This is a genomic window from Parabacteroides sp. PM6-13 (assembly GCF_029892605.1).
Taxonomy (GTDB): Bacteria; Bacteroidota; Bacteroidia; order Bacteroidales; family Tannerellaceae; genus QVMG01.
Map to the genome: position 1 here is coordinate 25,707 of NZ_JARXWF010000006.1, position 23,818 is coordinate 49,524.

A 23,818-nucleotide genomic window follows, 5' to 3' on the forward strand; every position below is an offset into this window, starting at 1 on the left:
CCTATCAATCAGCCTTTTATGTTTTTGGCACATGCTTTGCTTATAAAGTGGCAAACGATAATAATTTCAAAAAACATAGAATTATATGGATAGGGAAATACCAAAAGAGGTACGCCGCAAAGCATTGATAAAGCAGTTGACAAAGGTCGGGATATTCCTGGCGGTCGGCGTGGTGGCTGTCTGGGCATTATTCGCTGTGATGCAAACGGGTGTAAAGAAAAAGGATTTGCAGATATCAATGGTGGATATCGGCTTGATCGAGGTCACATCGAGTGCTTCGGGCAAAGTGGTTCCGGCATTTGAAGAGATCGTCACATCGCCCATCAACTCCCGCATCGTGGAGGTATACAAACGAGGCGGTGATATTGTCGATGTGGGCGACCCTATCCTGAAACTCGATCTGCAGACGGTGGAAAACGATTACAACAAACTGTTGGACGAGCAGGAGATGAAACGCCTGCAACTGGAGCAGCTTCGTCTCAACAATCACAACAAACTGTCGGAAATGGAGATGGCCTTGAAGGTATCCCGCATGAAGCTCGACCGGAAAGAGGTGGAACTGCGCAACGAGCGCTACCTGGATGAATTGGGTGCCGGAACAGCCGATAAGGTATTGCAGGTGGAGCTCGACTACAACGTCAGTAAATTACAACTGCAGGAAGACGAGCAGAAATATGAAAACGAAAAGGCCTTAGTCGAATCAGACTTCAAGATAAAACAATTGGAATACAGTATCTTCCAGAAAAACCTGGCGGAGATGAAACGTACGTTTGAAGATGCCCAGGTGCGCGCGCCCCGCAAAGCAATCCTAACCTATATCAATAACGAGATAGGGGCGCAGGTAGCACAAGGAAGCCGCCTGGCTATTGTCTCCGACCTCTCGCATTTCAAAATTGAAGGGGAGATTGCCGACTCCTATGGCGACCGCATCTCCACCGGCAGCCGGGTGGTGGTACGCATCGGAAACGATCGCATGAATGGCATCGTGAGTGATGTGACCCCCCTCTCGCGCAACGGGGTGATCTCCTTCTCCGTACAATTGGAAGAGGGCAATCATCCGCGTCTCCGCTCCGGCCTTCGTACGGATATTTATGTAATGAACGCTATCAAGGAGGATGTGATGCGGATAACGAATTCCAGCTATTATTCAGGCAAAGGCGAGTATGAATTGTTTGTCATCGCCGGCGAGCAACTTATCAAACGCAAAGTGATACTGGGCGACAGCAATTACGACTACGTCGAGGTGATCAGCGGCCTCGAGCCAGGCGACGAAGTGGTCGTGTCCGATATGTCGAGTTATAAAGATAAAAACAAACTAAAAATCAAATGATAAATTATGGTTGCTTCACGCCTTCGGCTAAGCGATCTTCAATTCATCATTCTTCATTCATAATTCATCATTATCATGTTAAAGATTTATATCAAACAAGCATTTCAACTCTGCAAAGAGAACCCTTTGGTCAGCACCATATCCATCATCGGGAGCGCCATCTCTATCGCGATGATCATGGTCGTTGTATTAGTTTTTCAGATCCGCTATGCCAATTTCCCACCGGAAGATAAACGCGACCGGATGATGTATGTAAGCGGAACAGTGGCTGCTTCACAGAATGAAACCAATAGAGGAAATATGTCGGTCGAGGTAGTCAAGGAGTGTTTCTACGCCTTGCAGACACCGGAAGCCGTTAGCGCATCTTATAAAATGCTCCGCCCGATCTCTCTTCCGGGCAAACGGCTCTACAAAGAATATGTGATTTCGTTGACCGATCCGGCCTTTTGGAAGATATTCTCTTTTCGCTTCGTCGAAGGAAAGCCTTTTACAGAGGCTGATTTCCAGTCGGGCATACGTACCGCCGTCGTCAGCGAAGAATTGGCACGGGATCTTTTTGGCACAACGGCTGTGGTCGGCAAAACGATCATATCAGACTTCCTGACATTCACCATCTGTGGAGTCGTGCGCGATGTCAGCCTGGCTGCCTCCGACGCTTACGCGGATATGTGGATCCCCTACACCACCGATGAGAGCGGGCTTCAGACATCGAAACACGAAGGCATAAGCGGGGTACTCAGTGTGAAGATACTGGCGCATAAACAAAAAGATTTCAACGCCATCCGGGAAGAGCTTACCAAAAAAACAGCACAATACAACGAAACAAAAAAGAATTACACGGTCAATTTCCTCCAGAATCCGATCACCCGCTTAGACGTAGCCATGGGTTCCCATGGTTTCAAAAAGGCAAATGCAAAGGATTTTCTGCTGAGTACGGGTGGTATCCTGCTTTTCCTGATCCTGATACCGGCATTCAACCTGACCGGGGTAGCACAATCGTCGGTGCAGCAACGCCATGCCGAAGTAGGCGTCAGAAAGGCTTTTGGGGCAACAGGTGGCAAAATCATCCACCAGGTCATTTATGAGAATCTGATCACCACGCTGACCGGTGGCGTGATAGGCTTCTTCCTCTCTTTCCTACTGCTCTATCTCTTCCGCAGTTTTCTCCTGGATAGTAGTCCGGCATTAAATACCAGTATGTTGTTCAAGCCATTTACCTTTGTTGTTGCGCTGTTGTTTGTCTTATTATTAAACCTGCTAAGCGCCATCATTCCGGCAGTTCGCATTTCGCGCCTGTCGACTGTAGATGCCTTACGAGATGATACGGTATAATCAAAAAAAGAGTCTAATCACCCTAATCAGAAAGAAACGATGTTCAAACAAATAATAAAAATAATCTGGAAGCAACGCCGTTCAAACGGCTGGATCTTCATGGAGCTGTTAATGGTAGCTGCTGTACTCTGGTATGTAGCCGATATGTTATGGATCGATACACGTGTCTACAACCAACCACTGGGATATGATATAGAGAATTGCTGGCGATTGAAGCTCTACGATTTGAATAGTAACGCGCCTGGCTTCGTCAACGAAGAGGATCGCACCACCACCGAAACGGAGGATCTGATAGCATTGATGGAGAATATCCGTCGTGAAACGGAAGTGGAAAACGTATGCGCCGCTTTCTATTCACATCCTTATTCCTGGGGTAATTCCTGGAACTCGCTCGAGCCGGTGGAGGGTGATACTGCCACAGCCCGCACCCGCTCGTATCAGACACGCCGGGTGACACCGGAATTTTTCGATGTTTTCCGTGTGAAAGACAAACATGGCAACGCCATCACCCCTCAACTCCCGCCCGGTGAACACTGCTATGTGATCTCGGAAGATATGGAAGAGCAGTTCTTTGAAGGCAAAGAGGGCAAAGGGCAACGAGTAAGGAATAACAACCAAAGCAATTCGATCCTGGTGGCCGCTGTCAGCACACCGATACGTGCCTCCGATTATGAAATAAGCGATCCCTGCTTCTTCGATGTGATGGTTGGCTCACAACTGGAAACGATGGTGAATAGTTTTAACGCCAGCAGCGCGGAGGTTTGCCTCCGTATGAAACGCGCCATGACGCTGGAAGAGATGTATCTCTTTCTCGAATCCATGGGTGAACGGTTGACGGTCAACAATATCTATGTGTATGGAGCCTATTCCATTGCTCACCAACGCAAGGAGGTTATCAGCTATTATCAGAACGAAAGCCGTACCAAGATAGCCTTGATGGGCTTTATGCTGGTCAATGTCTTCTTTGGTATTATTGGTACCTTCTGGCTGCGCACCCAGCATCGCCGGGGAGAGATCGGATTACGTATAGCAATGGGTTCTACCACAAGCGGCATTTCCCGCTTTATGAACCTGGAGAGTCTGTCTCTACTGCTTCTCACCCTCCCTTTCATCCTGTTATTTGTCGGGAATATGGCTTTCCTCGATATCATTGAAAGTGGACGTATCCCTATTGGTTGGGAGCGTATCCTGCCGGTAGTCTTCGCGACTTACCTATTGTTGGCCATCATTATCTGGCTGGGCATCCGTATTCCTGCCCGAAAAGCAGCCTCCCTGCCTCCGGCAGAGGCATTACGTCACGAATAATATATTAACAAACAAGTAAACTATAAGATCATGATTAAATTGACAAATCTGGAAAAGATCTACCGTACAAAAGAAATTGAAACGGTCGCGTTGGAGAATGTAAACCTGGAAGTAAAAAAAGGCGAGTTCCTGAGCATTATGGGACCTTCAGGGTGTGGCAAATCGACCTTGCTGAATATCATCGGCCTGTTGGACACGCCTTCAGGCGGAATCGTAGAGATCAATGGCATAAACACGATGCAGATGAACGACAAGCAGCAGGCTGCCTTCCGTAACGAACAGTTAGGTTTTGTGTTTCAGAGCTTCCACCTGATCAACTCCCTCAATGTTCTCGACAATGTGGAACTCCCCCTACTCTACCGCAAGGTATCCGCCTCGGAGCGCCGGAAAGCGGCACAGGCAGTATTGGAACGCGTCGGGTTGAGCCATCGTATGCGTCATTTCCCCACACAGCTCTCCGGAGGACAGTGCCAGCGCGTAGCTATTGCCCGTGCCATCATTGGTAATCCTGAGATCATCCTCGCCGATGAGCCGACTGGTAACCTCGACAGTAAGATGGGTATCGAAGTCATGGATATCCTCCACAAACTAAATAAAGAGGATGGCCGCACCATCGTGATGGTAACCCACAACGAGCAACAAGCCAAACAAACCAGCCGCACCATTCGCTTCTTCGACGGACGGCAGGTGCAGTAATAAATGGTTAATTATTAATGGTTAATGGTTAATTAAAATCAGGAACCGTGTAAAATAATTAACAATTAATAATTAACGATTAACAATTAACAATTATGATAAAGGTATATCTCAAACAGGCCTGGCAGTTGATGAAGCAAAACCGCTTCTATAGCACAGTCTATATCCTGGGAACAGGGTTGGCTATTTCGCTGGTGATGGTCATTGCCATCGTGTATCATATCAAGACCGCGGATATGGCTCCGGAGGTGAACCGTCACCGTACGTTAGTGGCCAATACGGCCGTAGCGGAGCATGTCAACGGAAGAGGTACCAACAATGCGTATCTCTCCTATCATACGATCAAGGAGTGTTTCTATACCTTGAAAACACCCGAATGTGTAGCTGTTGCCGCTCCGGTGGGACTATTGAAGTTTTTCATGGGATCGATCTTTGCCAATAAAGAGGGAGAGAATGATATGCATGAGGTGTATCTGGGATGTACGGATGCTAACTACTGGAAAGTGTTTCGTTTTTCTTTCCTGGAGGGGAAGCCTTATAGTGAAGAGGAATTTCAAAGCGGTTATCAGAAAGCCGTGCTTTCCGAGTCGCTGGCGCGGAAGATGTTTGGAAAGAGTGATGTCGTAGGATCTGTTGTACAGGTGAATGGAACAGACTATATCGTGGGAGGAGTCGTAAAAGATGTATCAACTGCCATGACGGAAAGCTATGCCGATCTATGGGTGCCATTCACGACTGTTCCGACATTAGTCAACCTCTCGATGGGAGAGAATCTGGTTGGTTTTTTCACGGCCTATATTCTGGCTAAGAGCCCGTCCGACTTCGATGCGATTCGTCAGGAGATCGACCGGAACAAAGAGATAATGAACCAGTCGCAAAAGGAGTATAAACTGAAACTCGGCGAGAACTATCCACCATCGCAAACCATATTGAGTATTACCAATGTACAGGAAAAGAAGGACTATAAAGATATTATTTTACAATACCTTTTTATCGCCCTGATATTCCTATTGGTTCCTGCCGTTAATCTCTTAGGACTCACCTCTTCCCGGATGCAGGAGCGTATCGAAGAGTTCGGCGTGCGCAAAGCCTTTGGTGCCAATCGTCCCGTATTGATCAACCAGGTGTTGGTGGAAAACCTTTTGCTCACCTTGCTGGGAGGCCTTGTCGGATTACTGATCTCTTATATGCTTGTCTGGATGTTTGCCGAGACATTATTCAGCGATTCTTTTTTCGGGATAGAGGCGCCGGTAACGATTTCACCCACTATGCTTATCAATTTCAGTGTATTCTTCTCTGCTCTCTGCGTCTGTATCTTACTGAATCTTCTCTCTTCGCTCTTTCCGGTATGGAATGCGTCCCGCAAGCAGATCGTAGAAGCCTTAAACGATAAATAACAAAGCCATGATAAAACACCTATTCAAATTGATCAACAAACAATGGCGCAAAAACGTATGGATTGTGCTGGAATTGTTTTTAGTTATTTCTCTCTTCTGGTATGTGGTTGATTTCTTTTCGGTATTGTTTATCAATAGCCGTACTCCGGTCGGTTTCGATATTGAGAACACCTATAAAATAAATATGGGGGTGTACTCTCCGAATAGTAATAACTACACGCAGCATGAAGCAGGGAGTCATGAGCCGGCAGAGAATTTCTTGCGTATCATCGAGCGAATACGACAGCACCCGGAGGTCGAAGTGGTAAGCCTTGGACATTTACATTATCCCTATTGTCTGTCCAGCAGTAATACGAATTATAAATTGGACAGTGTTATTATCAGCACCCAGATCCTATCGGTCACACCCGAATACTTTGATGTGTTCAGGGTGAAACTATCGAAAAGCAATGATAAAACATATATAGAAAACGCGCTTCGGGAGGGGTTGATCATCTCAAAAACGATTAATGATGAATTATCTCCGGATGTTTCGCTGATCGGCAAAACGATCTTTAAATACGATGACACGCCGACCTTTGTCTCCGAGGTAACAAACCCTATCAAAAGACACGAATACAGCGTGCCAACCAATTACATATTCATCCCCTTCGAAGAAAAATCTCTTTTCGGGAAAAACGAACAGGAGATATGGGAAAATGTGGATATCTGTATCCGGGCACGTTCGGGCAAATCCGCACAAAACTTCCCGGCATCGTTCAAGAAAGAAATGAAAAACGAATTGGGCATCGGCAACTTCTTTTTGGCTGACATCGTGCCGATGGACAATTTGCGGAAAGAGATATTTAAAATGGAGAGTATTTACAAATCCATTCAATACCGTAGCGCTTTCACGGTCTTTTTCTTAGTAAACATTTTCTTAGGTATTATCGCCACCTTCTGGTTGCGCATCGAAAAGAGAAAAGGAGAAATCGGTATACGCATAGCGATCGGTTCAACGCGAAATCAGATACAGGTGCAAATGCTTATGGAAAGCTTTATTCTTATGCTGATCGCACTTATACCGGCCATCATCGTTTGGGTGAATATCGTGCGATCTGATTTGCTTTCAACAACCTATCTCCCTGTTACGTCGGAAAGAATCGCAATAAATACGGTAATCACCTTAGTGTTAGTCATTATCGCCATCGTGGCCGGCACATGGTATCCGGCTCAGCGCTCAGCCAAAACAGAGGTGGCAGAGGCGTTGCATTATGAATAAAAGAGAACAATCAGAAGTTTTTCAACTCCTGATACAACCGTTGTATAGGCAGTCCCATCACATTATAGAAAGAGCCCTGGATCGCTTCGACAGCGATATAGCCAATCCATTCCTGTATGCCATAAGCACCGGCTTTGTCGTAAGGGCGGTAGTTGTCGACGTAATAGGTGATCTCTTCTTCGGTCAGGGTTCCGAAACGGACGGCTGAAGTGACAGAGAAAGTGAGTTGTTTTTCGCGGGTGTAGACACAGACGCCTGTTATCACCTCGTGCTGACGACCGGAGAGCTCACCTAACATACGGATCGCATCCTCCCTGTCTGTCGGCTTGCCCAGGATCTTGCCGCCGAGGGAAACAATGGTATCTGCCGTGATCAACAGTTCTTCATCCGCCAATGTGGGGAGATAAGCCTCCGCCTTCTTTTGGGCGACATACCCGGCAATGGCTTCGACCGGCATCTCTTCCGGATACGACTCGTCGATATCGGGAATAATACGAACCTCAAAATCCAGATTCAACCCACCCAATAATTCTTTGCGGCGGGGAGAATTGGAGGCTAATATGATTTTATATTTGCTGAGATTAGGAAGTAGATTCATATGTTTATTCTTAAAAAGGTCTACCATCCGAAGGCTTCGTCACACATCCATACTCCTTGTGCTTTCATGGTCTGTTCAATAATATCACGGGCTACCCCTTCCCCACCCTTACGCGGAGATATATACTTTGCGACTGCCTTGATTTCAGGCGCCGCATCCGAAGGACAAACAGGCAAACCCACCCGGTTCATCACCTCGTAGTCCGGAATATCATCGCCCACATACACCAACTCTTCGGGCGACACACCGGTCTTTTGGAGCAGATCCTCAAAGTCATTCATTTTGATAGCGCTACGCATATAAATGTGTTCAATGCCCAAACGCTCGAAACGGACGCGCACCGAATCGGTATATCCGCCGGTAATGATGCCGACAACATAGCCTTTTTTGACAGCCAGTTGCATGGCATAGCCATCTTTTATATTCACCGTACGCATAGGATCCCCATTGGGATGTAAAGGAATGATATCCGATGACAAGACTCCGTCGACATCGAAGACAAAGCCTTTTATCTTTTTCAAATCAAAGTTGATACTACTCATGTGTCGATTCTTTATGTATATTCCGGCTGAGCAAGCGGTATATCTCTTTCATAGCATCCTCTTTCAGCTGGTTTATCTGTTTTTCCATGATGTTTTCATCGTAACGCACTGCCGGTCCGGTCTGTGCCAACAGCGGCGGCATATTTTCGATCTTAGCGGCCGTCTCTTCAATCAACGGAAGAAGCAGTTTGTAGGAGATTCCTTCTTCTTCCAGTATTTTGGCCGCAAGTGTGTACATGTGATTGGTGAAATTGCAGGCAAACACGGCAGCCAGATGCACCGTTTTCCGCTTTTCGGAAGAGAGAAATTCGACATGTCCGGAAAGGGCTCCGGCCAGGTTCTGCAGGAAACGTCCGTCTTCCTCCCGGGCGGCTTCCAACAGGATGGGAATCTGATCGAAAGAGACCGCTTTTCCTTTGCTGAATGTCTGCAATGGATAGAACACCCCGTAGCGTTTTGTGTAAGGGGTAAATATATCCATCGGCACACTGCCTGCCGTATGCAGCCAAAGCCCGCCGTTTGGTTTCATCGCTTTCAAAACCTCTTCCAACACGGCGTCGCGAACGGAAAAGAGATATACATCCGCATCCTCCTCCACCTCCGCGAGGGAAGAGGTCCAGGCAGCGTTCAACTGCTCGGCTAACGCGGAGGCATGCTCCGGCGTGGGGCTATACACTTGGCTGATGGTCATGCCTACCCGATGCATTTCCAGCGAAAGACGGGTGGCTAAATTGCCTGAACCGATAAATACAATCTTCATCTTATTCGGCAGGATAGGTTCCGATATGTATCTTTTCCCATTGCAGTTTCTCTTCGTCGAAAGGCTTCCGCTCCTGGGCTTTATGGCCAAAGGCAATGATAGATAACACATCGAGCTGATAAGGAATATTCAGTAAGGCACGCACATACTCATTGGCATCGGTCTCTTCCGCCGTTACCCGGTTGCGAATCTGGCACCAACAACTACCCAATCCCAACTCTTCCGCCTGCAACTGCATATAAATGGAGGCAATAGCCGTATCTTCTATCCACACATCGCTTTCCATCACATTGCCTAATACAACGACCGCCAGCGCGCAACCCTCCAGAAAAGCCGCGCCATGCTCCTTGCATCCGGCCAGGCGTTGCAACATCGCTTTATCCTCTACCACAATAAACTGCCAGGGATTCTTACGCTTGGATGCCGGCGCCATCAGGGCTGCTTTCAATATGCTTTCCACCTCTTCGGGTTTCAATAATTCGTCGGTAAACTGCCGAATACTTCTCCGCTGCTTTATCAGCGATGCAAAACTTTCCATCAGATTTATCTTTTTTCGTTTATCAAGCAAAGGTAATGATTTACCCGCAAATGCCTCTACAACCGCCCAACAAAAAGAGAGAAAAGCCGATTGTCATTTTGATAGCAAAAAGTCGGTTTTGCTTTACAATATGACACGTTAAAAAGTGTTACTCGCCTGACTAATTTTAAATACCCCTACGTTTTTGGAAAAATAGTCGGGCGTTTTTGACAAAATGACAAAAAGGACTTTAAAGACATTAAAGACTTTAAAGTCCTTAAAGACCAAGACCGATTTCCGCTGATTTTGGGATTTCTCGGATGTGATTGGTTTGATTAAAAAGATTGCACTGATGGATGTGGATCTTCAAGTAGGAAGAGAGGTTCAGGCCCACTGTGGCTTTCAGCCATGAATATACACCCCCACCTTCCCATCTTACTTTACTAAATCTAAGACGCTCCTATCTCCTATTTCCTATTTCCTTCAATTCTTCCAAAATCTGAAAACACTCCCCCTTTCTCCCAACCATTTTCGGAGCAAGACAAAAAATATAAAGCCTTTTATACGCTTCCTTGCTTTTTTTCGTTTATATAGGGTATCAATGTATGTATGATGATGAAAATTCGTGCGATAGCGGCACTTTTATTTATAGGAATTGCTTCGACGGCATTTGGCCAGGGGAAGGTAAAGATATCGGGGTTTGTGTATGATTCGGACGGGAATCCGCTCGATTTGGTACTGGTGCAGGTCGAGAACAGTCCGCTGGCCGGAGATATGTCGAACGAAAAAGGACAATACAGCGTCTCGGTCACACCGGGTGACTCTATCACCCTACTGTTCAGCTGCCTGGGATACAACAAAGCCCAGCGTATCCTGCCGGTGGTCGCCAGCGATATGCGATTGAACGTACAGATGAACCCCATGTCTTTCGAATTGGGCGAAGCGGTTGTCACCGCCAGCCGTCGACAGACCACTGCCATGGAGTCGCTCGACGCGGAGCGCGTACGCTTTCTCCCCGACCCCTCCGGAGGGAGCATTGAAAGCTTAGTGGTCACTTTTGCCGGCGTCTCTTCTTCGAACGAACTAAGCTCGCAATATTCTGTTCGTGGCGGTAGTTTCGATGAGAATATGGTCTATGTAAACGGCCTGGAGGTATTCCGCCCATTGCTGATCCGATCCGGACAACAGGAGGGACTGAGCTTTGTGAATCCAGACCTAACAGAATCGGTCAACTTCGCCGCCGGTGGTTTTGAAGCCAAATATGGTGACAAGATGAGTTCGGTGTTGGATGTAACCTACAAACGACCTGAAAAGTTGGAAGGGTCGGCATCCGCCAGTTTCCTGGGTGCCAATGCCTACGTGGGCGGAGCACATGGAAAAGTGACACATATCACCGGGATGCGCTATAAAACAGGACGTTCCCTGTTGCGCACCCTGGATACCGACGCGGAGTTTGATCCGAACTTTGTGGACTTGCAGACTTTCATCACCTACCAGGTAGCCCCTAAATGGGAGATTGACTTTATGGGCAACCTGTCGGTCAACAACTACAAATTCATTCCCCACGTCAAAGAGACCTCTTTCGGAACAGCAGATAACCCGCAAAACTTCGAGGTCTATTTCGACGGACAGGAGCGCGATAAGTTTCAGACTCTTTTCGGAGCGCTTTCATTGAAATATAAACCGAATGAGAATACGGAGATAGGGATTCAAACCTCGGCGTTCAACAGCCAGGAATCGGAGTCCTACGATATATCAGGAGAGTATTGGATGAGCGAACAGGGCTCGGTGAACCCCAACGAAGATGTAAATTCCAATATGACCATCGGACGCTATCATGAGCACGCGCGCAACCGGCTTCGTTCGGATGTGTTCAATGTGAACCATTACGGAAGCACCCGTTTGGGAAAGCATACCGCGCAATGGGGATTGACCCTGCAAAGCGAACGCATTCAGGACCGAATCAGCGAATGGGAAAAGCGCGATTCGTCGGGCTATTCCCTACCCCATCAGGAAGATGCGGTGAGTGTGATTGCCAATCTCTATTCCGATCATAAGATGAATAGCATACGCTTTTCGGGATATCTGCAGGATGTTTTCAAATTCCGTACCTCGAAAGGGCTGTTCACGCTGGTGGGAGGTATCCGCGGAAGCTACTGGGACTACAACGAAGAATTTATCTTCAGCCCGCGTGTCTCCCTGGGGTATATCCCAAATGCCAACCAGAACTTCACGTTCCGCGCGGCTACGGGTATCTATTATCAGTCGCCTTTCTACAAAGAGATCCGTAAGGTGGTGCAGGATGACGATGGCAACGATGTGGTGGAACTGAACGAGAACATCAAGTCGCAGCGCTCCATCCATTTCATTTTGGGAGGCGATTATTCGTTTAAGACTATGGATCGGAACTTCCGTTTTACGACAGAGGTGTATTATAAGAAGTTAGACAATGTGATCCCCTATACGCTCGACAATGTAAAAATGCGATACTATGGCGAGAATTGCGCTAAGGGATACGCCATGGGGCTCGATATGAAATTCTTTGGCGAGTTTGTGCCGGGCACCGATTCCTGGATCAGTCTCTCGTTGATGAAGTCACAACAAACCATCCGGGAAGATACCGAAGCGCCTATGCCCAATGATTGCGGGTATAACCTATCGCTCTTCTTCCAGGACTATTTTCCGAACAACGAGCGTATCAAATTGAATTTAACAGGTGTTATTTCAGGCGGATTGCCCGTTACGATCCCACATAAAGGCTATGAGGCAGGCTATTACCGGCTGCCGGCTTACCGCCGTGTGGACATCGGCCTCTCTTACCAACTGGCAGGCGGCGTGGATCCGATAATGGATCGGGGTGTTTTCCGTCACCTGAAAAACATTTGGCTGGGGGTAGATGTGTTTAATCTCCTGGATTTCAAGAATACCAATTCCTATTACTGGATCACCGACGTGTACAACCAACAATATGCCGTACCCAATTACCTGACGGGACGGCAGATTAACCTGCGGTTGATTGTGGATTTTTGAGATTGATCACCCCTCTTCTTCTATCGCCAATTCTTCCTCTGTCTTTTCAGGAGTCTTCAATTCCGGGTAGCTGACACGGGTATGATACATGGTTTTCAGCTTCTCAATAAACACCTGTTTGATGCCTAATATATCCCGGAAGGTCAAAGGGGTATTCTTCATCAAGCCATCTTCGATCTGCCCGTCGATGATCCTGTTCACCAATTCGCTGATGCTCTCTTCCGTATAGTCTTTCAGACTGCGGGAGGCAGCTTCTACGGCATCGGCCATCATCAATACGGCGGTCTCCTTAGAGAAGGGATTCGGGCCGGGATAGGTGAACATATCTTCATTAATCTCCTGATCGGGATAAGCGTTTTTGAATGAGTTATAGAAATACTTCACCTTGCCGCGGCCGTGATGCGTCCGGATAAAGCTGATGATCGCTCTCGGCAGATTGGCCTTCTCAGCCATTTCAATACCATCTTTCACATGATTAATGATCACCTGCGCGCTCTGTTCGTATGTGAGCTGGTCGTGCGGATTGACATTCTTCTGGTTCTCGGTGAAGAATGCCGGGTTTTTCATCTTACCGATATCATGATACATCGCGCCGGTACGCACCAGGGCGGAGTTGGCACCCACTTTCGTAGCCCCTTCGGATGCCAGGATCGACACCTGGATGGAGTGCTGAAATGTACCGGGAGCTGTTTCGGATAGCTTCTTTAACAAGGGGTTGTTGATGTTCGATAACTCTACCAGGGTAATGGTCGACATATACCCAAATGCCCTTTCTACCATATAAATCAGGATATAGGTAAACATCAACAGGATAAAGTTGATACCAAAATAGAGATACATCACCCAGTTGATGCGGTTGAAGTCGACCTCCTGGTAAATAGCCAGCGAGGTGTAACTAATGGAATAAGAAAGAAAGATAAAAAAGGCGCAACGGATCAACTGGGAGCGTTCCGAGAGGTCTTTCAGACTAAAGGTAACCACCATACCGGCTATCACCTCCAATACGAAGAACTCCAACGGGTAAGGCACCATAATAGAAGATATCACAATGATGATCAGGTGGGTAAACAGCGCCGTACGCGAGTCGAAAAAAGTACGCACAATAATAGGGACGATCGCAAAGGGAATGATGTAAACGCTAAACCAATTGAAACTAACCGCCAGTTCCGTCAACAGAATAAAGATCGTAATATTAAGCATCAGGAACAATACATGCCGACGTCGGTAGAATATCTTGGGACGAAAAGACCATAAATAGAGCCAGAAGCAAAAGATCACCCCGAAAACCAAAATGAAAATACCGCCCAACTGAATGCCCTGCCGCTGCGCTCCGCCCGATCGCGATTCGTGAATGATCTTCATGGAACGAAGCACATTGTAGGTCTTCGCATCGATAATCTCCCCCCGGTCGACAATCCGCTCTCCCGCTTGTATCATACCGGCGGAGATGGGTACGCTGCCTAACAGCTCATCCAACACGCGATCGGTCATCTCTTTGTCGTACGACACATTCTCTTCGAGGTAATTGTTTATGTTGCACGACTGAAGAATGGACTTATCGAGGTTGGAAGGCATATTGTTTAATATGTATTCATAGGCGGTGCGCACGGTGAAGAAATCCGATACATAATGGGGTTGTGCCAGGTTGTTTTCCAACAGATTGATCCTTTCCCGCTTGTCGCGCTTCAGGGACTCCATGGTTTGCGCGGAGATAATACCGTTTCCATACAGGTAGTTTAGGGCTCTTTCGATGTATTGAGGATAAGGAGCCGGCACCTCCTTCGACAACCTCGCCCGATAATCTTCCTTCAGGCGGTCTATCTGCGTAGACATCACTTCGGGTTTCACACGGTAATAGGGTTCGAATTGAGCCATCACGCTGTCCTTCTCCGCCTTCACCTCTTCATCGGTTTTATAGATCGGGAAATCAGCCGGTGCCGTTAGTAGTTCGTAACGCCAGGGTTTCCCTTCAAAGAACTGATAACGGAATTGCCCTTCGCGAGGAAAGAAGTAAGAGATAATCACTGCCGCCAGCAGGAAAAAGATAGAGGAATTTATATTTAATCTTTTCAGTTTCATATGATAGTAATGTTTGGAACCCAATTATTAAAAAAGACAGAGTGCCCCTGATTATACAAATGTAAATAAATTGTTTATAATGCGAAAAAAAAAGGCTATTTTTGCCGCGCATTTGAATAAAGATAACGGTTATGAAATTACAAAAAGTAAGAGTTCGTTTTGCTCCCAGTCCTACCGGCCCGCTCCATATCGGAGGTGTGCGTACGGCGTTATATAACTACCTGTTTGCCAAACAACACGATGGTGACTTCCTCCTCCGTATAGAGGATACAGACTCACAACGTTTTGTGCCGGGAGCCGAGGATTACATCATTGAAGCTCTTACCTGGCTGGGTCTTCGTTTTGACGAAGGTGTCGGATTCGGAGGCGACAAAGGTCCTTACCGCCAGAGCGAACGAAAAGAGATCTATCGCCAATACGTGGATCAACTATTGAACCAAGGCCTGGCTTACATGGCATTCGACACACCGGAAGAGCTGGATGTCAAACGAAATGAAATAGCCAACTTCCAATATGATGCTTCTACCCGCGGGCTGATGCGTAACTCCCTCACCCTCTCGCAAGAGGTGGTCGACAGTCTATTGGCTGAAGGGGCACAATATGTGGTACGTATCAAGATCGAACCGGGAGAAGAGGTGAAGGTGAACGACCTGATCCGCGGAGAAGTGATTGTAAACTCTTCCGTATTGGATGATAAGGTGTTGTTTAAATCGGCTGATCAGTTGCCGACCTATCACCTGGCAAATATCGTCGATGACCACCTGATGGAGATTACGCATGTGATCCGTGGAGAAGAATGGTTGCCCAGCGCTCCGCTTCATGTATTATTATATCGTTATCTGGGTTGGGAAGAGAGTATGCCGCAGTTTGCCCACCTCTCGCTTCTGTTGAAACCCGACGGAAAAGGAAAACTGAGCAAACGCGATGGCGACCGCCTCGGCTTCCCGGTCTTCCCGTTGGAATGGAAGGATCCTAAAACCGGAGAGATATCTTCCGGATACCGCGAAAGCGGTTATTTGCCGGAAGCGGTAGTCAACTTCCTGGCGCTATTGGGCTGGAATCCGGGCAATGACCAGGAGATGATGGCGATGGAGGAAATGATCCGCCTGTTCGATCTGACACATTGCAGCCGCAGCGGTGCTAAATTTGATATCGAAAAAGGCAAATGGTTCAACCATCAATACCTGCAAAAGAAAGAGAATAAAGAGATTGCCGAATTGTTTATCCCTGTGTTGAAAGAACACGGTATTGAGAATATCGATCCGCTCTATGTGGAAAAGATTGCCGGACTGATGAAAGAACGCGTCAACTTCGTGAAAGAGCTTTGGGAGACTTCCGCCTTTTTCTTCAAAGCCCCCGATAGCTATGACGAAAAGACGGTGAAGAAACGCTGGAAAGAGGATTCTGCGGCTCAGTTAACCGAATTGATAGAAGTGTTGCGCACGCGTGAACCGTTCGACAGCGCAGGCACGGAAGAGGAGGTAAAAGCCTGGATTGAAAACAAAGGATATCACCTGGGGAACATCATGAATGCCACCCGTCTTGCCCTGGTCGGCGAAGGAAAAGGCCCGCATATTTTCGATATCACGGAAGCCTTGGGCAAAGAAGAGACAATCAATCGCCTGGAAAAAGCCATTCAAGAACTGAACTAATCATTCTCATGTTTTACAGTCTGCTTATACACCTGTATTCTTTTTTTATTGCGTTAGCCGCCCCTTTCCACAAGAAAGCCAGACTGATGCGGTTAGGACAATGGAAAACCAATTCCATTCTTCGGGAGAAAATCGACCGGAACGCGAAGTATATCTGGTTTCATGCCGCCTCGCTCGGTGAGTTTGAGCAGGGGCGTCCGATGATGGAGAAGATAAAAGCAGACTATCCCCAGTACAAAATCCTATTGACCTTCTTCTCTCCTTCCGGCTATGAGGTGCGAAAAAACTATGAAGGAGCCGACGTGATCTGCTACCTTCCCTTTGATAGCCCCTATAAGGTAAAGAAGTTCATACACCTGGCTAATCCGGCGATGGCGATTTTCATTAAATATGAGTTCTGGTCGAACTATCTGCATGAACTGCGTCGCAACCATATTCCGACATACATCATCTCGGCTATTTTCCGCCCGGAGCAGATATTTTTTAAATGGTATGGAAGAGGCTACCGCAAGGTACTTCGCTGTTTCGATCATTTGTTCGTGCAAGACGACCAATCGCTTCAATTACTGCAACGATATGGTATTCCTAATGCCACGGTAGCCGGTGATACCCGCTTCGACCGTGTGTGGGATGTATACAATCGTCGTCGGGAGATTCCGGCTGTCGAACAATTCGTCGATCAGGCCAAAGCCAACGGACAACGCATCCTGGTTGCCGGCAGTTCCTGGCCGCAGGATGAAGCCATTTTCATTGAATACTTCAATAACCAACCGGATATCCGACTGATTATTGCCCCGCATGAGATACACCGCGAGCATCTGATGCATATCGAAGCGCTCCTGAAACGCTCTTCTATTCGTCTGTCGGACGGATTTGCCCGGGACAAATTCAATCGCGATTGCATTATCGTGGATAGCTTCGGCATGCTCTCTTCTATCTATCGCTATGCCGATATCGCTTACATTGGCGGAGGGTTTGGCGCGGGTATCCACAACACACTGGAGGCTGCCGTCTACGGCATACCGGTGCTCTTCGGTCCTAAGTATCAAAAGTTCAAAGAAGCCCGTGATCTGATTGCGATCGGTGGTGCCTTCTCTATTACGAAAGCGAGCGAATTCGACGACCGCATGAATGATCTGCTCACCTATAACGAACTTCGCGAGGAAGCAGGTAAAGCAGCCGGACGCTTCGTCTGTGAGCATACCGGTGGCACGCAAAAGATATTAGCGGCTTTGCCTCTCTAAGCTACCCAGTGTACGGTTATTTCGTATTTTATTAATTATTAAGACAGTCATAGACTGCCGGCTATCCTTTTTTACTATTTTTGCTTATTATAAAAGCATAAAAAACGAATAATATGAAAACACCGTCTACCTATCCGCTCTTTCTTTTGATTATCCTTTTAGCCCTTTCCGGCTGTAATAGTAAAAATGGTTCCGATGAGACAGGACTATTAGTTGTCGATGTCGAGAAAAAACATCCTTCCAAGCGACTATCACTGCAAGAAATAGCGTATGTCGAATACATCCCGTTGGAAACATCAGAAGACTTTCTCTGGACCGGTACGCCGGATGCTTTCACAAACCAGTATATCATTAATAAGAACCTCACAGCCGGCACCATTATGTTCTTCGACAAAAAAGGAAAAACTTCACATTCCTTCAACCGTCAGGGGAATGGCGCCGAAGAATATGCTCCATACAGTCCGGTTCTTTTCGATGAAGAACATCAGGAAGTCATCGTCAATGACGTGCGCAAAGCCAAACTGTATATCTACGACCTGCAGGGTCGTTTCAAACGCAATCTGAACTTTCCGGAGGGCAAGTATTACAATCATCTGGTGAGTTTTGATGATAATAGCTATATTGCCTACAATATGGAGTATGATGATGCAAAGCCAAACACCTATCAGTTTCTCTCGAAAGAGACCGGAGAAATTGTCGACGAGATCGTTATTCCCGCCACAGGAGAAAAGATCAGCGAGTTTGTCAAAATACCAAGAGGTGATTTTACGGTTATGTTTACTTTCCAGACCTACCCTATTATTACGACCTCTTCCGGATTGATTTTACATGAGCTGTCTAACGATACGATCTTTGGCATCAACACCTCCAAAGAGCTACAACCTTTATATATCCAGACCCCTTCCCGGGCAAGTATGGATCCGCAATTGATCCTTTATCCGGCAGCCAACACCCGGGATCATCTCTTTTTCTATACCGTAGAAAAGAAATTTGACGACAATACCCGAAAAGGATTTGAAGAGAAATACATTATGTATGAGAAGAATACAAAAGCCTTCTTTGAACCGGAGATCTACAATGCCGATTATGTTTCCGAGAAAGTGGTAAACCCTTTCATCACCACCTTCTCCGACGGAAAGTCTATGACCTATGTAAAGGTATTGAACACCATCGACCTGATCGAATCCTACGAGAAGGGCGACTTAAAAGGAGAATTGAAAGAGATTGCCTCCCGCCTGGACGAAGAAGACAATCCGGTATTGATGGTTATCACCTATAAATAAACGTTATTTTTCAACCATATAAAAAAACAGAAATGAAAACAGGTCGCACCCACCTCTCTCTATCGTTAGTATGCCTTTTACTTCTTGGTAGTTGCAGCTCAAAACAAGCCAAGACAGATGAGAGCGAATTGGTCGTTGTCAATGTCGAAAAGAGTTATCCGGGCAAGAAACTGAAATTGCAGGATATAGGAAAAGTGGAATATCTTCCCTTGGAAACATCGGATGAATTCCTATGGAGCATACCCAGCGTCAACAGCATATCCGACACCTATATCACAAACTACGACAGTGAGAATGGGACGCTACTTATTTTCGATCGCAACGGAAAGGGTGTCTCCACCTTCAACCACCAGGGAGGCAGTGGCGAGGAATACGCGCCTTACAGCGAAGTCATGCTCGACGAAGAGAATAGGGAGATCATCGTCAACGACAGCCACTCGGAGAAGATATTCGTGTATGATATAACGGGGTCGTTCAAGCGGGTAATGGACTATGCCGAAGGCAAAAAGTATTACTCGCTTGCCAACTACGACAGGGGCACGTTTTTAGCCTACAACCAGCAAATAGAAGATGATCAGGCAAACTCCTTTCTTATCCTCTCCAAAGAGACCGGAGAGATCATCGAAGAGATTGTCATTCCGGCTACCGGGAAGAAATTATCGGCAAGAATCGAAAGCAGCTTAAACGGTAATCCGGTAACCATTTCTTTCAACTACTATCCGATCATTCCCGCCTATCCGGATCTTGCCTTGAATGAGATATCCAATGATACCCTCTTTGCCTTTTCTCCTTCGCAAGCGTTACGTCCCATATGCGTGCAGACTCCTTCCCGGGAGACAATGAATCCTGTCGTATTCCTCTATCTTGCCAAAGAGAGTAAAGACTATCTGTTTTTCCATACAAGAGAGAATACATTCGATCTGGACAAAATGGTTGGAGGCAACAGTCGATTCCTCGCTTACGACAAGCGAGAAAAGAGCTTTTACGAAGCAGAACTGACTGACGAAAACCAAATAGGCAAGGGATATGCCCTCAACTCTCAGTCAGAAGTACCGTTGAATCAATTCGTACAAGTCCTGAACACCATCGACCTGATCGAAGCCTACGAGAAAGGCGAACTCAAAGGCGAATTGAAAGAGATTGCCTCCCAATTGGACGAAGAGGACAATCCGGTGTTGATGATTGTGACCTTTTTATAAAGACTGATGAAATTAAGTTTGCTCCTTTGAGGAGAGTAAACTTCGTTTAACCTTAAGACAATTTCCGATATGATAAAATACAATTATCTATTACTTCTCCTACTCTTTATCAGCCTTATAGGTTGCCGGGAGAAAAAGACGACGACGATAGATTCCTTCTCTTTGGTAAAAGGAGACGCTTTGTCATTCGAACTGGACAACCGTACGAGAACGCTTATTGGCGCCCTGTTCCCCTATACCGACAAAGACGGAACGGAATACCTGACATTTCAAAATCAGGGACAAAATGATCTTTTGTTTTATAATATGAACACCCAAGAATTGGCGTTCAAACTACAACCGCCCTATGAAGGCAGCAATGGCGTGGGAGATTTTATCGGTTATCACATACACAACCTGGACAGCTTGTTTTTGACTGTATGGGGACACCGAATAGTGATGATTGACCGTAACCTGGCGATTAAAGATAAATATGAGTATAATATGACCCACGATAGCCTGCCGCTTGCCCGTTATCATTCCATGTCATCAACTCCCATCTATATCTTGGACAATAAGTTGTATATCATGCCCGGAGGCAATCGATGGGCGGATCTGGCACCGGTATGCGCGACCATCGATCTGACCGACAAATCGGTAAAAGCCTTTACCTCTTTCACCTACCCCTCTTTCCCTGGTGCCGACAACAAAATGAAAAGATCAAGTACGGAAGACGAGGTCAGCCGTATGTATAACGGGGAGCAATTTGTGTATGCTTTTTATTACGACGAAGATATTTATCTGGCATCTCGTGATCATAGCGATATCAAGCGTATAAAGATTAAAAGCCGCTACATTCCTAAGGTTAAAATATTGGATGATTATGGCAATGTTACCCCAGAAGGCGCCTGTGCCAATCCGAATTACGGGAATATGCTATACGACCCATACCGGAAAGTCTATTACCGGGTAGCCTATCCCGAAGTGGAAATCGAACAAGGAATTAAAGGGATGGAATTATTGAGTTATGGCAGGAAACGTTTCTCTATCATCATCGTCGACGAAGCATTCCAGGTGATTGGTGAAACCCTCTTTCCGGATTATATATACAATTCACGCCTTATGTTTGTCAGAGAGGATGGTTTATATATCTCGAATAGCCATTATATGAATCCTGCCTATAGCGATGACATATTAAGCTTCGATCGGTTTGAATTGGTAAAAAATTAAAGAAAAGGTATTTATTTCCCGAAGACTCCAAAGAAAGAGGATTCCCGGTTCTTGTGAATCGGGAATCCTCTTCTGTTTTTACTTCTGTTTTTACTCCTCTTTCAAAGCTTCCTGAAGCGCACGTTCAAAGTTATGCATCTGGAAGTTATCGTCCATGATACGTCCTTCGCGGTCGACCATTACATAACGGGGGATGCCGTTGAATTTGAACAACTCCCGTAGATATAAATAGTCATCCTGTTTGATTCGGTAGACGTTGGTCAGTTCCTGTTCCTTCACAAACTTCTCGTAATCATTCAAAGGAGACTCCCTATCATTGGTGATAAAGAGAAAGGCTACATCCGGGCTGTCTTTGTATTTAGCGCGAGCCTCTTTCTGGGCTTTGATCCCGCCGATGCAGGGGCCACAGGTGGTTGCCCAGAAGTCCACAAAGATATATTTCCCTTTGAACTGGTCGGTCATGCTGCGAAAGATCTCTGTTCCTTTTCCCGGAGGTAACTTATAAGCACCTTTTGATTTAGCAGCATACATATCGTTATAAAGGCGTACTCCTTCGGCTTTCAGGAAACTATTCGGGGAAGGCAGAACCAGCTTACTCAAAAGATCCAAGGCATCTTCTTTCTCCATCTGTTCAAAATCGAATTTCATCTCACGCAGTTTCGTGATATCATACGTCAGGCTGGGTGCCAGTTGCAATACTTCGGTATAGATAGAATCTTTGTAATGCCAATAAGCGAGGGTATTATCTTTATATCCCATCTGTTTCATGTATTTTGCCACATAGTCTTCGATCTGTTTTTTGTATTTATCGCTGAATGCATTCATCATCTTAAGTTCCTCTTCATTCGGCGTAGATGTAACATCTCTTGTATCCATAAGCGCGATATAGGCTTCATCGTCGGCCTCTTTTTTCAGCCCCAACTCACCAAACAAATAGTCATACAAGGTTATCTCCGGTGTTTGCATAGCCATTACAGCCGTTCTTCCTTCCGCGAATATATTGGCATATTCGAAACGGTTCAAAAACATACTAAAGGAGGAAGTCATCAGTAGTTTTTGATCGTTAAGAGGTATCTTATGCAGAAAACTGTAAAAAGAGGCCGGCAACGGTTCCAGGTTCGCTTCTTTCTCTTGCATACGTTTGTATTTGTAGCTCATTTCGTATTCAAACAGATAGGAATAATATCGTATCAAATTCTCTGCCTGCAAGATCTCCCGTGTATGGGGAAGTAACTTTTCCGTGTCGAGTATTTTCCGGAGTGCTTCCTGCCTGTCGTGCATGATCGAATCCAACAGTAAGCAGTATTTATCCGCCTCCAAAGAAAAACTCTCATACAGTTTGTTAAAGTTAATGTTGGGAAGACGGCTTTCCACATCCGCCAATTCCTTGTTGACCTCCCCGGCTGCACCGGAGAAACGGATATCTTTGAATGCGTATCGACGATCGCGGTAACGATCGGCTTTACGAAACTCCTCCCAGTCGATCACCATCGACAAGGTCTGTCCCGGCTCGATGTAGAAGTTAAGAGTCCGGTTCTGGAAAGCAACATACATATAGTTGGGATGTATCATTGGGATCTCTCCTTCGAAACGACCATCTTCATGTATCTGAATAACAACCGGAGAACTCTCCCGCGTCAGTTCGTTTTCGGCATAGACAATCGCCGATGTAAACCCGGCTTGAGGCGTATACCCCTTTATGTAACCGATCAAACGAGCCGGTTGACGAGAAAAGAAGTCCTCGCTATCCAGGTCGACCAGTGTCTGCTGTGGTGCTTTTTTCAGCTCCTCTTCTATCCATTGAGTCACAGCGGCAGGCACCTCTCCCTTCGGAGCTGCTTTCGCCTTGGGATTTAGGGAAAGACCATAAATAATAGTATTATCATCTTCACCATAATGTATCCTCTTTACCTTTTTGGTATCCAACGGAGGGAAAAGAAGGATCATCGTCGAATCGCCCGATGCCGGCATATAAATCTGCTTGTCCAACTCCCCTTTTTCCATACCGGTAACGATGTAACGCTCACCCGTATCCGCATCCTCAATAAAGGTATTGAGAGGAAAATGAACCCACCAGTGGGGAATAAATGTCGAATGAATATGGAGACGTGTCTCCTTTGGATTGATTTCAATTTTGGACACATTCGTAATGCCCGAAGAATTGAATTCATAAACCGGGTTCGTCACCACTACCTTTTGAGCCGACAGGCCTACTGCTCCTACCAGAAACAATATAAAAAACAATACACTTTGCTTTTTCATCTATACATCGATTTTACTCACATTAATAAAATAAACAGGAACTCGCGTCCTCAAATATACGAATATTTCGTAATCAGCAAACACTCTTTGATTATTTTTTTTATAATCAAATGATATACTGT

18 protein-coding genes are annotated in these 23,818 nt (G+C 46.3%); 12 read left to right on the forward strand and 6 right to left on the reverse strand.

Annotated features, from left to right (window positions below; translation table 11 throughout):
* The first annotated feature begins 85 nt into the window (after positions 1–85).
* From M2134_RS07265 to M2134_RS07290, 6 genes are all read left to right on the forward strand, one after another.
* A complete protein-coding gene (locus M2134_RS07265; RefSeq protein WP_280752056.1) occupies positions 86–1,330 on the forward strand; it encodes an efflux RND transporter periplasmic adaptor subunit in 1,245 nt (414 codons plus the stop codon).
* A 75-nt stretch (positions 1,331–1,405) separates the two neighbouring features.
* Entirely contained in the window at positions 1,406–2,662 is a 1,257-nt protein-coding gene (locus tag M2134_RS07270) for an ABC transporter permease (RefSeq protein ID WP_280752057.1), read from the forward strand.
* 39 nt (positions 2,663–2,701) lie between these two features.
* The gene (locus M2134_RS07275) at positions 2,702–3,967 is read left to right on the forward strand and encodes a multidrug ABC transporter substrate-binding protein (protein ID WP_280752058.1); all 1,266 of its coding nucleotides are present in this window, start codon (positions 2,702–2,704) and stop codon (positions 3,965–3,967) included.
* 30 nt (positions 3,968–3,997) lie between these two features.
* Positions 3,998–4,663 carry an ABC transporter ATP-binding protein gene (locus M2134_RS07280; RefSeq protein ID WP_280752059.1) on the forward strand — a complete coding sequence of 222 codons (666 nt, stop codon included), beginning with the start codon at positions 3,998–4,000 and terminating at the stop codon, positions 4,661–4,663.
* A 95-nt stretch (positions 4,664–4,758) separates the two neighbouring features.
* Positions 4,759–6,060, forward strand: coding sequence for an ABC transporter permease (locus M2134_RS07285; RefSeq protein WP_280752060.1), 1,302 nt, complete (start codon positions 4,759–4,761; stop codon positions 6,058–6,060).
* Positions 6,061–6,067: 7 nt separating this feature from the next.
* Positions 6,068–7,321: an FtsX-like permease family protein gene (locus tag M2134_RS07290; protein WP_280752061.1), complete on the forward strand. Its 1,254-nt coding sequence runs from the start codon at positions 6,068–6,070 to the stop codon at positions 7,319–7,321.
* A 10-nt stretch (positions 7,322–7,331) separates the two neighbouring features.
* On the opposite strand, the gene M2134_RS07295 is transcribed toward M2134_RS07290, so the two are convergent.
* The 4 genes from M2134_RS07295 to M2134_RS07310 are packed head-to-tail and all read right to left on the reverse strand — an operon-like array spanning position 7,332 to position 9,759.
* Positions 7,332–7,919, reverse strand: coding sequence for a Maf-like protein (locus tag M2134_RS07295; RefSeq protein WP_280752062.1), 588 nt, complete (start codon positions 7,917–7,919; stop codon positions 7,332–7,334).
* Between the two features lie 20 nt (positions 7,920–7,939).
* The gene (locus tag M2134_RS07300) at positions 7,940–8,461 is read right to left on the reverse strand and encodes an HAD-IIIA family hydrolase (protein ID WP_280752063.1); all 522 of its coding nucleotides are present in this window, start codon (positions 8,459–8,461) and stop codon (positions 7,940–7,942) included.
* Positions 8,454–9,221 (reverse strand): Rossmann-like and DUF2520 domain-containing protein, encoded by a 768-nt coding sequence (locus tag M2134_RS07305; protein ID WP_280752064.1) that lies wholly within the window; start codon positions 9,219–9,221, stop codon positions 8,454–8,456. The genes M2134_RS07300 and M2134_RS07305 overlap by 8 nt, the downstream gene beginning before the upstream one ends.
* Position 9,222: 1 nt before the next feature.
* The gene (locus tag M2134_RS07310) at positions 9,223–9,759 is read right to left on the reverse strand and encodes a nitroreductase family protein (RefSeq protein ID WP_280752065.1); all 537 of its coding nucleotides are present in this window, start codon (positions 9,757–9,759) and stop codon (positions 9,223–9,225) included.
* A gap of 594 nt (positions 9,760–10,353) precedes the next feature.
* Between M2134_RS07310 and M2134_RS07315 the strand changes: the two genes are divergently transcribed.
* The gene (locus M2134_RS07315; RefSeq protein ID WP_280752100.1) at positions 10,354–12,768 is read left to right on the forward strand and encodes a carboxypeptidase-like regulatory domain-containing protein; all 2,415 of its coding nucleotides are present in this window, start codon (positions 10,354–10,356) and stop codon (positions 12,766–12,768) included.
* Positions 12,769–12,774: 6 nt separating this feature from the next.
* Here the strand turns inward: M2134_RS07315 and M2134_RS07320 are convergent, their stop codons facing one another.
* Positions 12,775–14,847 (reverse strand): HDIG domain-containing metalloprotein, encoded by a 2,073-nt coding sequence (locus tag M2134_RS07320; RefSeq protein ID WP_280752066.1) that lies wholly within the window; start codon positions 14,845–14,847, stop codon positions 12,775–12,777.
* Between the two features lie 131 nt (positions 14,848–14,978).
* Between M2134_RS07320 and gltX the strand changes: the two genes are divergently transcribed.
* From gltX to M2134_RS07345, 5 genes are all read left to right on the forward strand, one after another.
* Positions 14,979–16,499, forward strand: a complete 1,521-nt coding sequence (gene gltX / locus M2134_RS07325) for a glutamate--tRNA ligase (protein WP_280752067.1) — start codon at positions 14,979–14,981, stop codon at positions 16,497–16,499.
* 8 nt (positions 16,500–16,507) lie between these two features.
* Positions 16,508–17,743 (forward strand): glycosyltransferase N-terminal domain-containing protein, encoded by a 1,236-nt coding sequence (locus tag M2134_RS07330; RefSeq protein ID WP_280752068.1) that lies wholly within the window; start codon positions 16,508–16,510, stop codon positions 17,741–17,743.
* A gap of 113 nt (positions 17,744–17,856) precedes the next feature.
* Positions 17,857–19,026: a 6-bladed beta-propeller gene (locus tag M2134_RS07335; RefSeq protein WP_280752069.1), complete on the forward strand. Its 1,170-nt coding sequence runs from the start codon at positions 17,857–17,859 to the stop codon at positions 19,024–19,026.
* Between the two features lie 32 nt (positions 19,027–19,058).
* The gene (locus M2134_RS07340; protein WP_280752070.1) at positions 19,059–20,225 is read left to right on the forward strand and encodes a 6-bladed beta-propeller; all 1,167 of its coding nucleotides are present in this window, start codon (positions 19,059–19,061) and stop codon (positions 20,223–20,225) included.
* 69 nt (positions 20,226–20,294) lie between these two features.
* Complete coding sequence (locus M2134_RS07345; RefSeq protein ID WP_280752071.1) at positions 20,295–21,434, forward strand: DUF4221 family protein; 1,140 nt, start codon at positions 20,295–20,297, stop codon at positions 21,432–21,434.
* Between the two features lie 90 nt (positions 21,435–21,524).
* On the opposite strand, the gene M2134_RS07350 is transcribed toward M2134_RS07345, so the two are convergent.
* Positions 21,525–23,696, reverse strand: coding sequence for a TlpA disulfide reductase family protein (locus M2134_RS07350; protein ID WP_280752072.1), 2,172 nt, complete (start codon positions 23,694–23,696; stop codon positions 21,525–21,527).
* Between the last annotated feature and the right edge of the window lie 122 nt (positions 23,697–23,818).

Bases quoted from the DNA above. Each gene is read 5' to 3' on its own strand.
- M2134_RS07265 (WP_280752056.1), top strand. From the start codon at position 86: ATGGATAGGGAAATACCAAAAGAGGTACGCCGCAAAGCATTGATAAAG.
- M2134_RS07270 (WP_280752057.1), top strand. From the start codon at position 1,406: ATGTTAAAGATTTATATCAAACAAGCATTTCAACTCTGCAAAGAGAAC.
- M2134_RS07275 (WP_280752058.1), top strand. From the start codon at position 2,702: ATGTTCAAACAAATAATAAAAATAATCTGGAAGCAACGCCGTTCAAAC.
- M2134_RS07280 (WP_280752059.1), top strand. From the start codon at position 3,998: ATGATTAAATTGACAAATCTGGAAAAGATCTACCGTACAAAAGAAATT.
- M2134_RS07285 (WP_280752060.1), top strand. From the start codon at position 4,759: ATGATAAAGGTATATCTCAAACAGGCCTGGCAGTTGATGAAGCAAAAC.
- M2134_RS07290 (WP_280752061.1), top strand. From the start codon at position 6,068: ATGATAAAACACCTATTCAAATTGATCAACAAACAATGGCGCAAAAAC.
- M2134_RS07295 (WP_280752062.1), bottom strand. From the start codon at position 7,919: ATGAATCTACTTCCTAATCTCAGCAAATATAAAATCATATTAGCCTCC.
- M2134_RS07300 (WP_280752063.1), bottom strand. From the start codon at position 8,461: ATGAGTAGTATCAACTTTGATTTGAAAAAGATAAAAGGCTTTGTCTTC.
- M2134_RS07305 (WP_280752064.1), bottom strand. From the start codon at position 9,221: ATGAAGATTGTATTTATCGGTTCAGGCAATTTAGCCACCCGTCTTTCG.
- M2134_RS07310 (WP_280752065.1), bottom strand. From the start codon at position 9,759: ATGGAAAGTTTTGCATCGCTGATAAAGCAGCGGAGAAGTATTCGGCAG.
- M2134_RS07315 (WP_280752100.1), top strand. From the start codon at position 10,354: ATGAAAATTCGTGCGATAGCGGCACTTTTATTTATAGGAATTGCTTCG.
- M2134_RS07320 (WP_280752066.1), bottom strand. From the start codon at position 14,847: ATGAAACTGAAAAGATTAAATATAAATTCCTCTATCTTTTTCCTGCTG.
- gltX (WP_280752067.1), top strand. From the start codon at position 14,979: ATGAAATTACAAAAAGTAAGAGTTCGTTTTGCTCCCAGTCCTACCGGC.
- M2134_RS07330 (WP_280752068.1), top strand. From the start codon at position 16,508: ATGTTTTACAGTCTGCTTATACACCTGTATTCTTTTTTTATTGCGTTA.
- M2134_RS07335 (WP_280752069.1), top strand. From the start codon at position 17,857: ATGAAAACACCGTCTACCTATCCGCTCTTTCTTTTGATTATCCTTTTA.
- M2134_RS07340 (WP_280752070.1), top strand. From the start codon at position 19,059: ATGAAAACAGGTCGCACCCACCTCTCTCTATCGTTAGTATGCCTTTTA.
- M2134_RS07345 (WP_280752071.1), top strand. From the start codon at position 20,295: ATGATAAAATACAATTATCTATTACTTCTCCTACTCTTTATCAGCCTT.
- M2134_RS07350 (WP_280752072.1), bottom strand. From the start codon at position 23,696: ATGAAAAAGCAAAGTGTATTGTTTTTTATATTGTTTCTGGTAGGAGCA.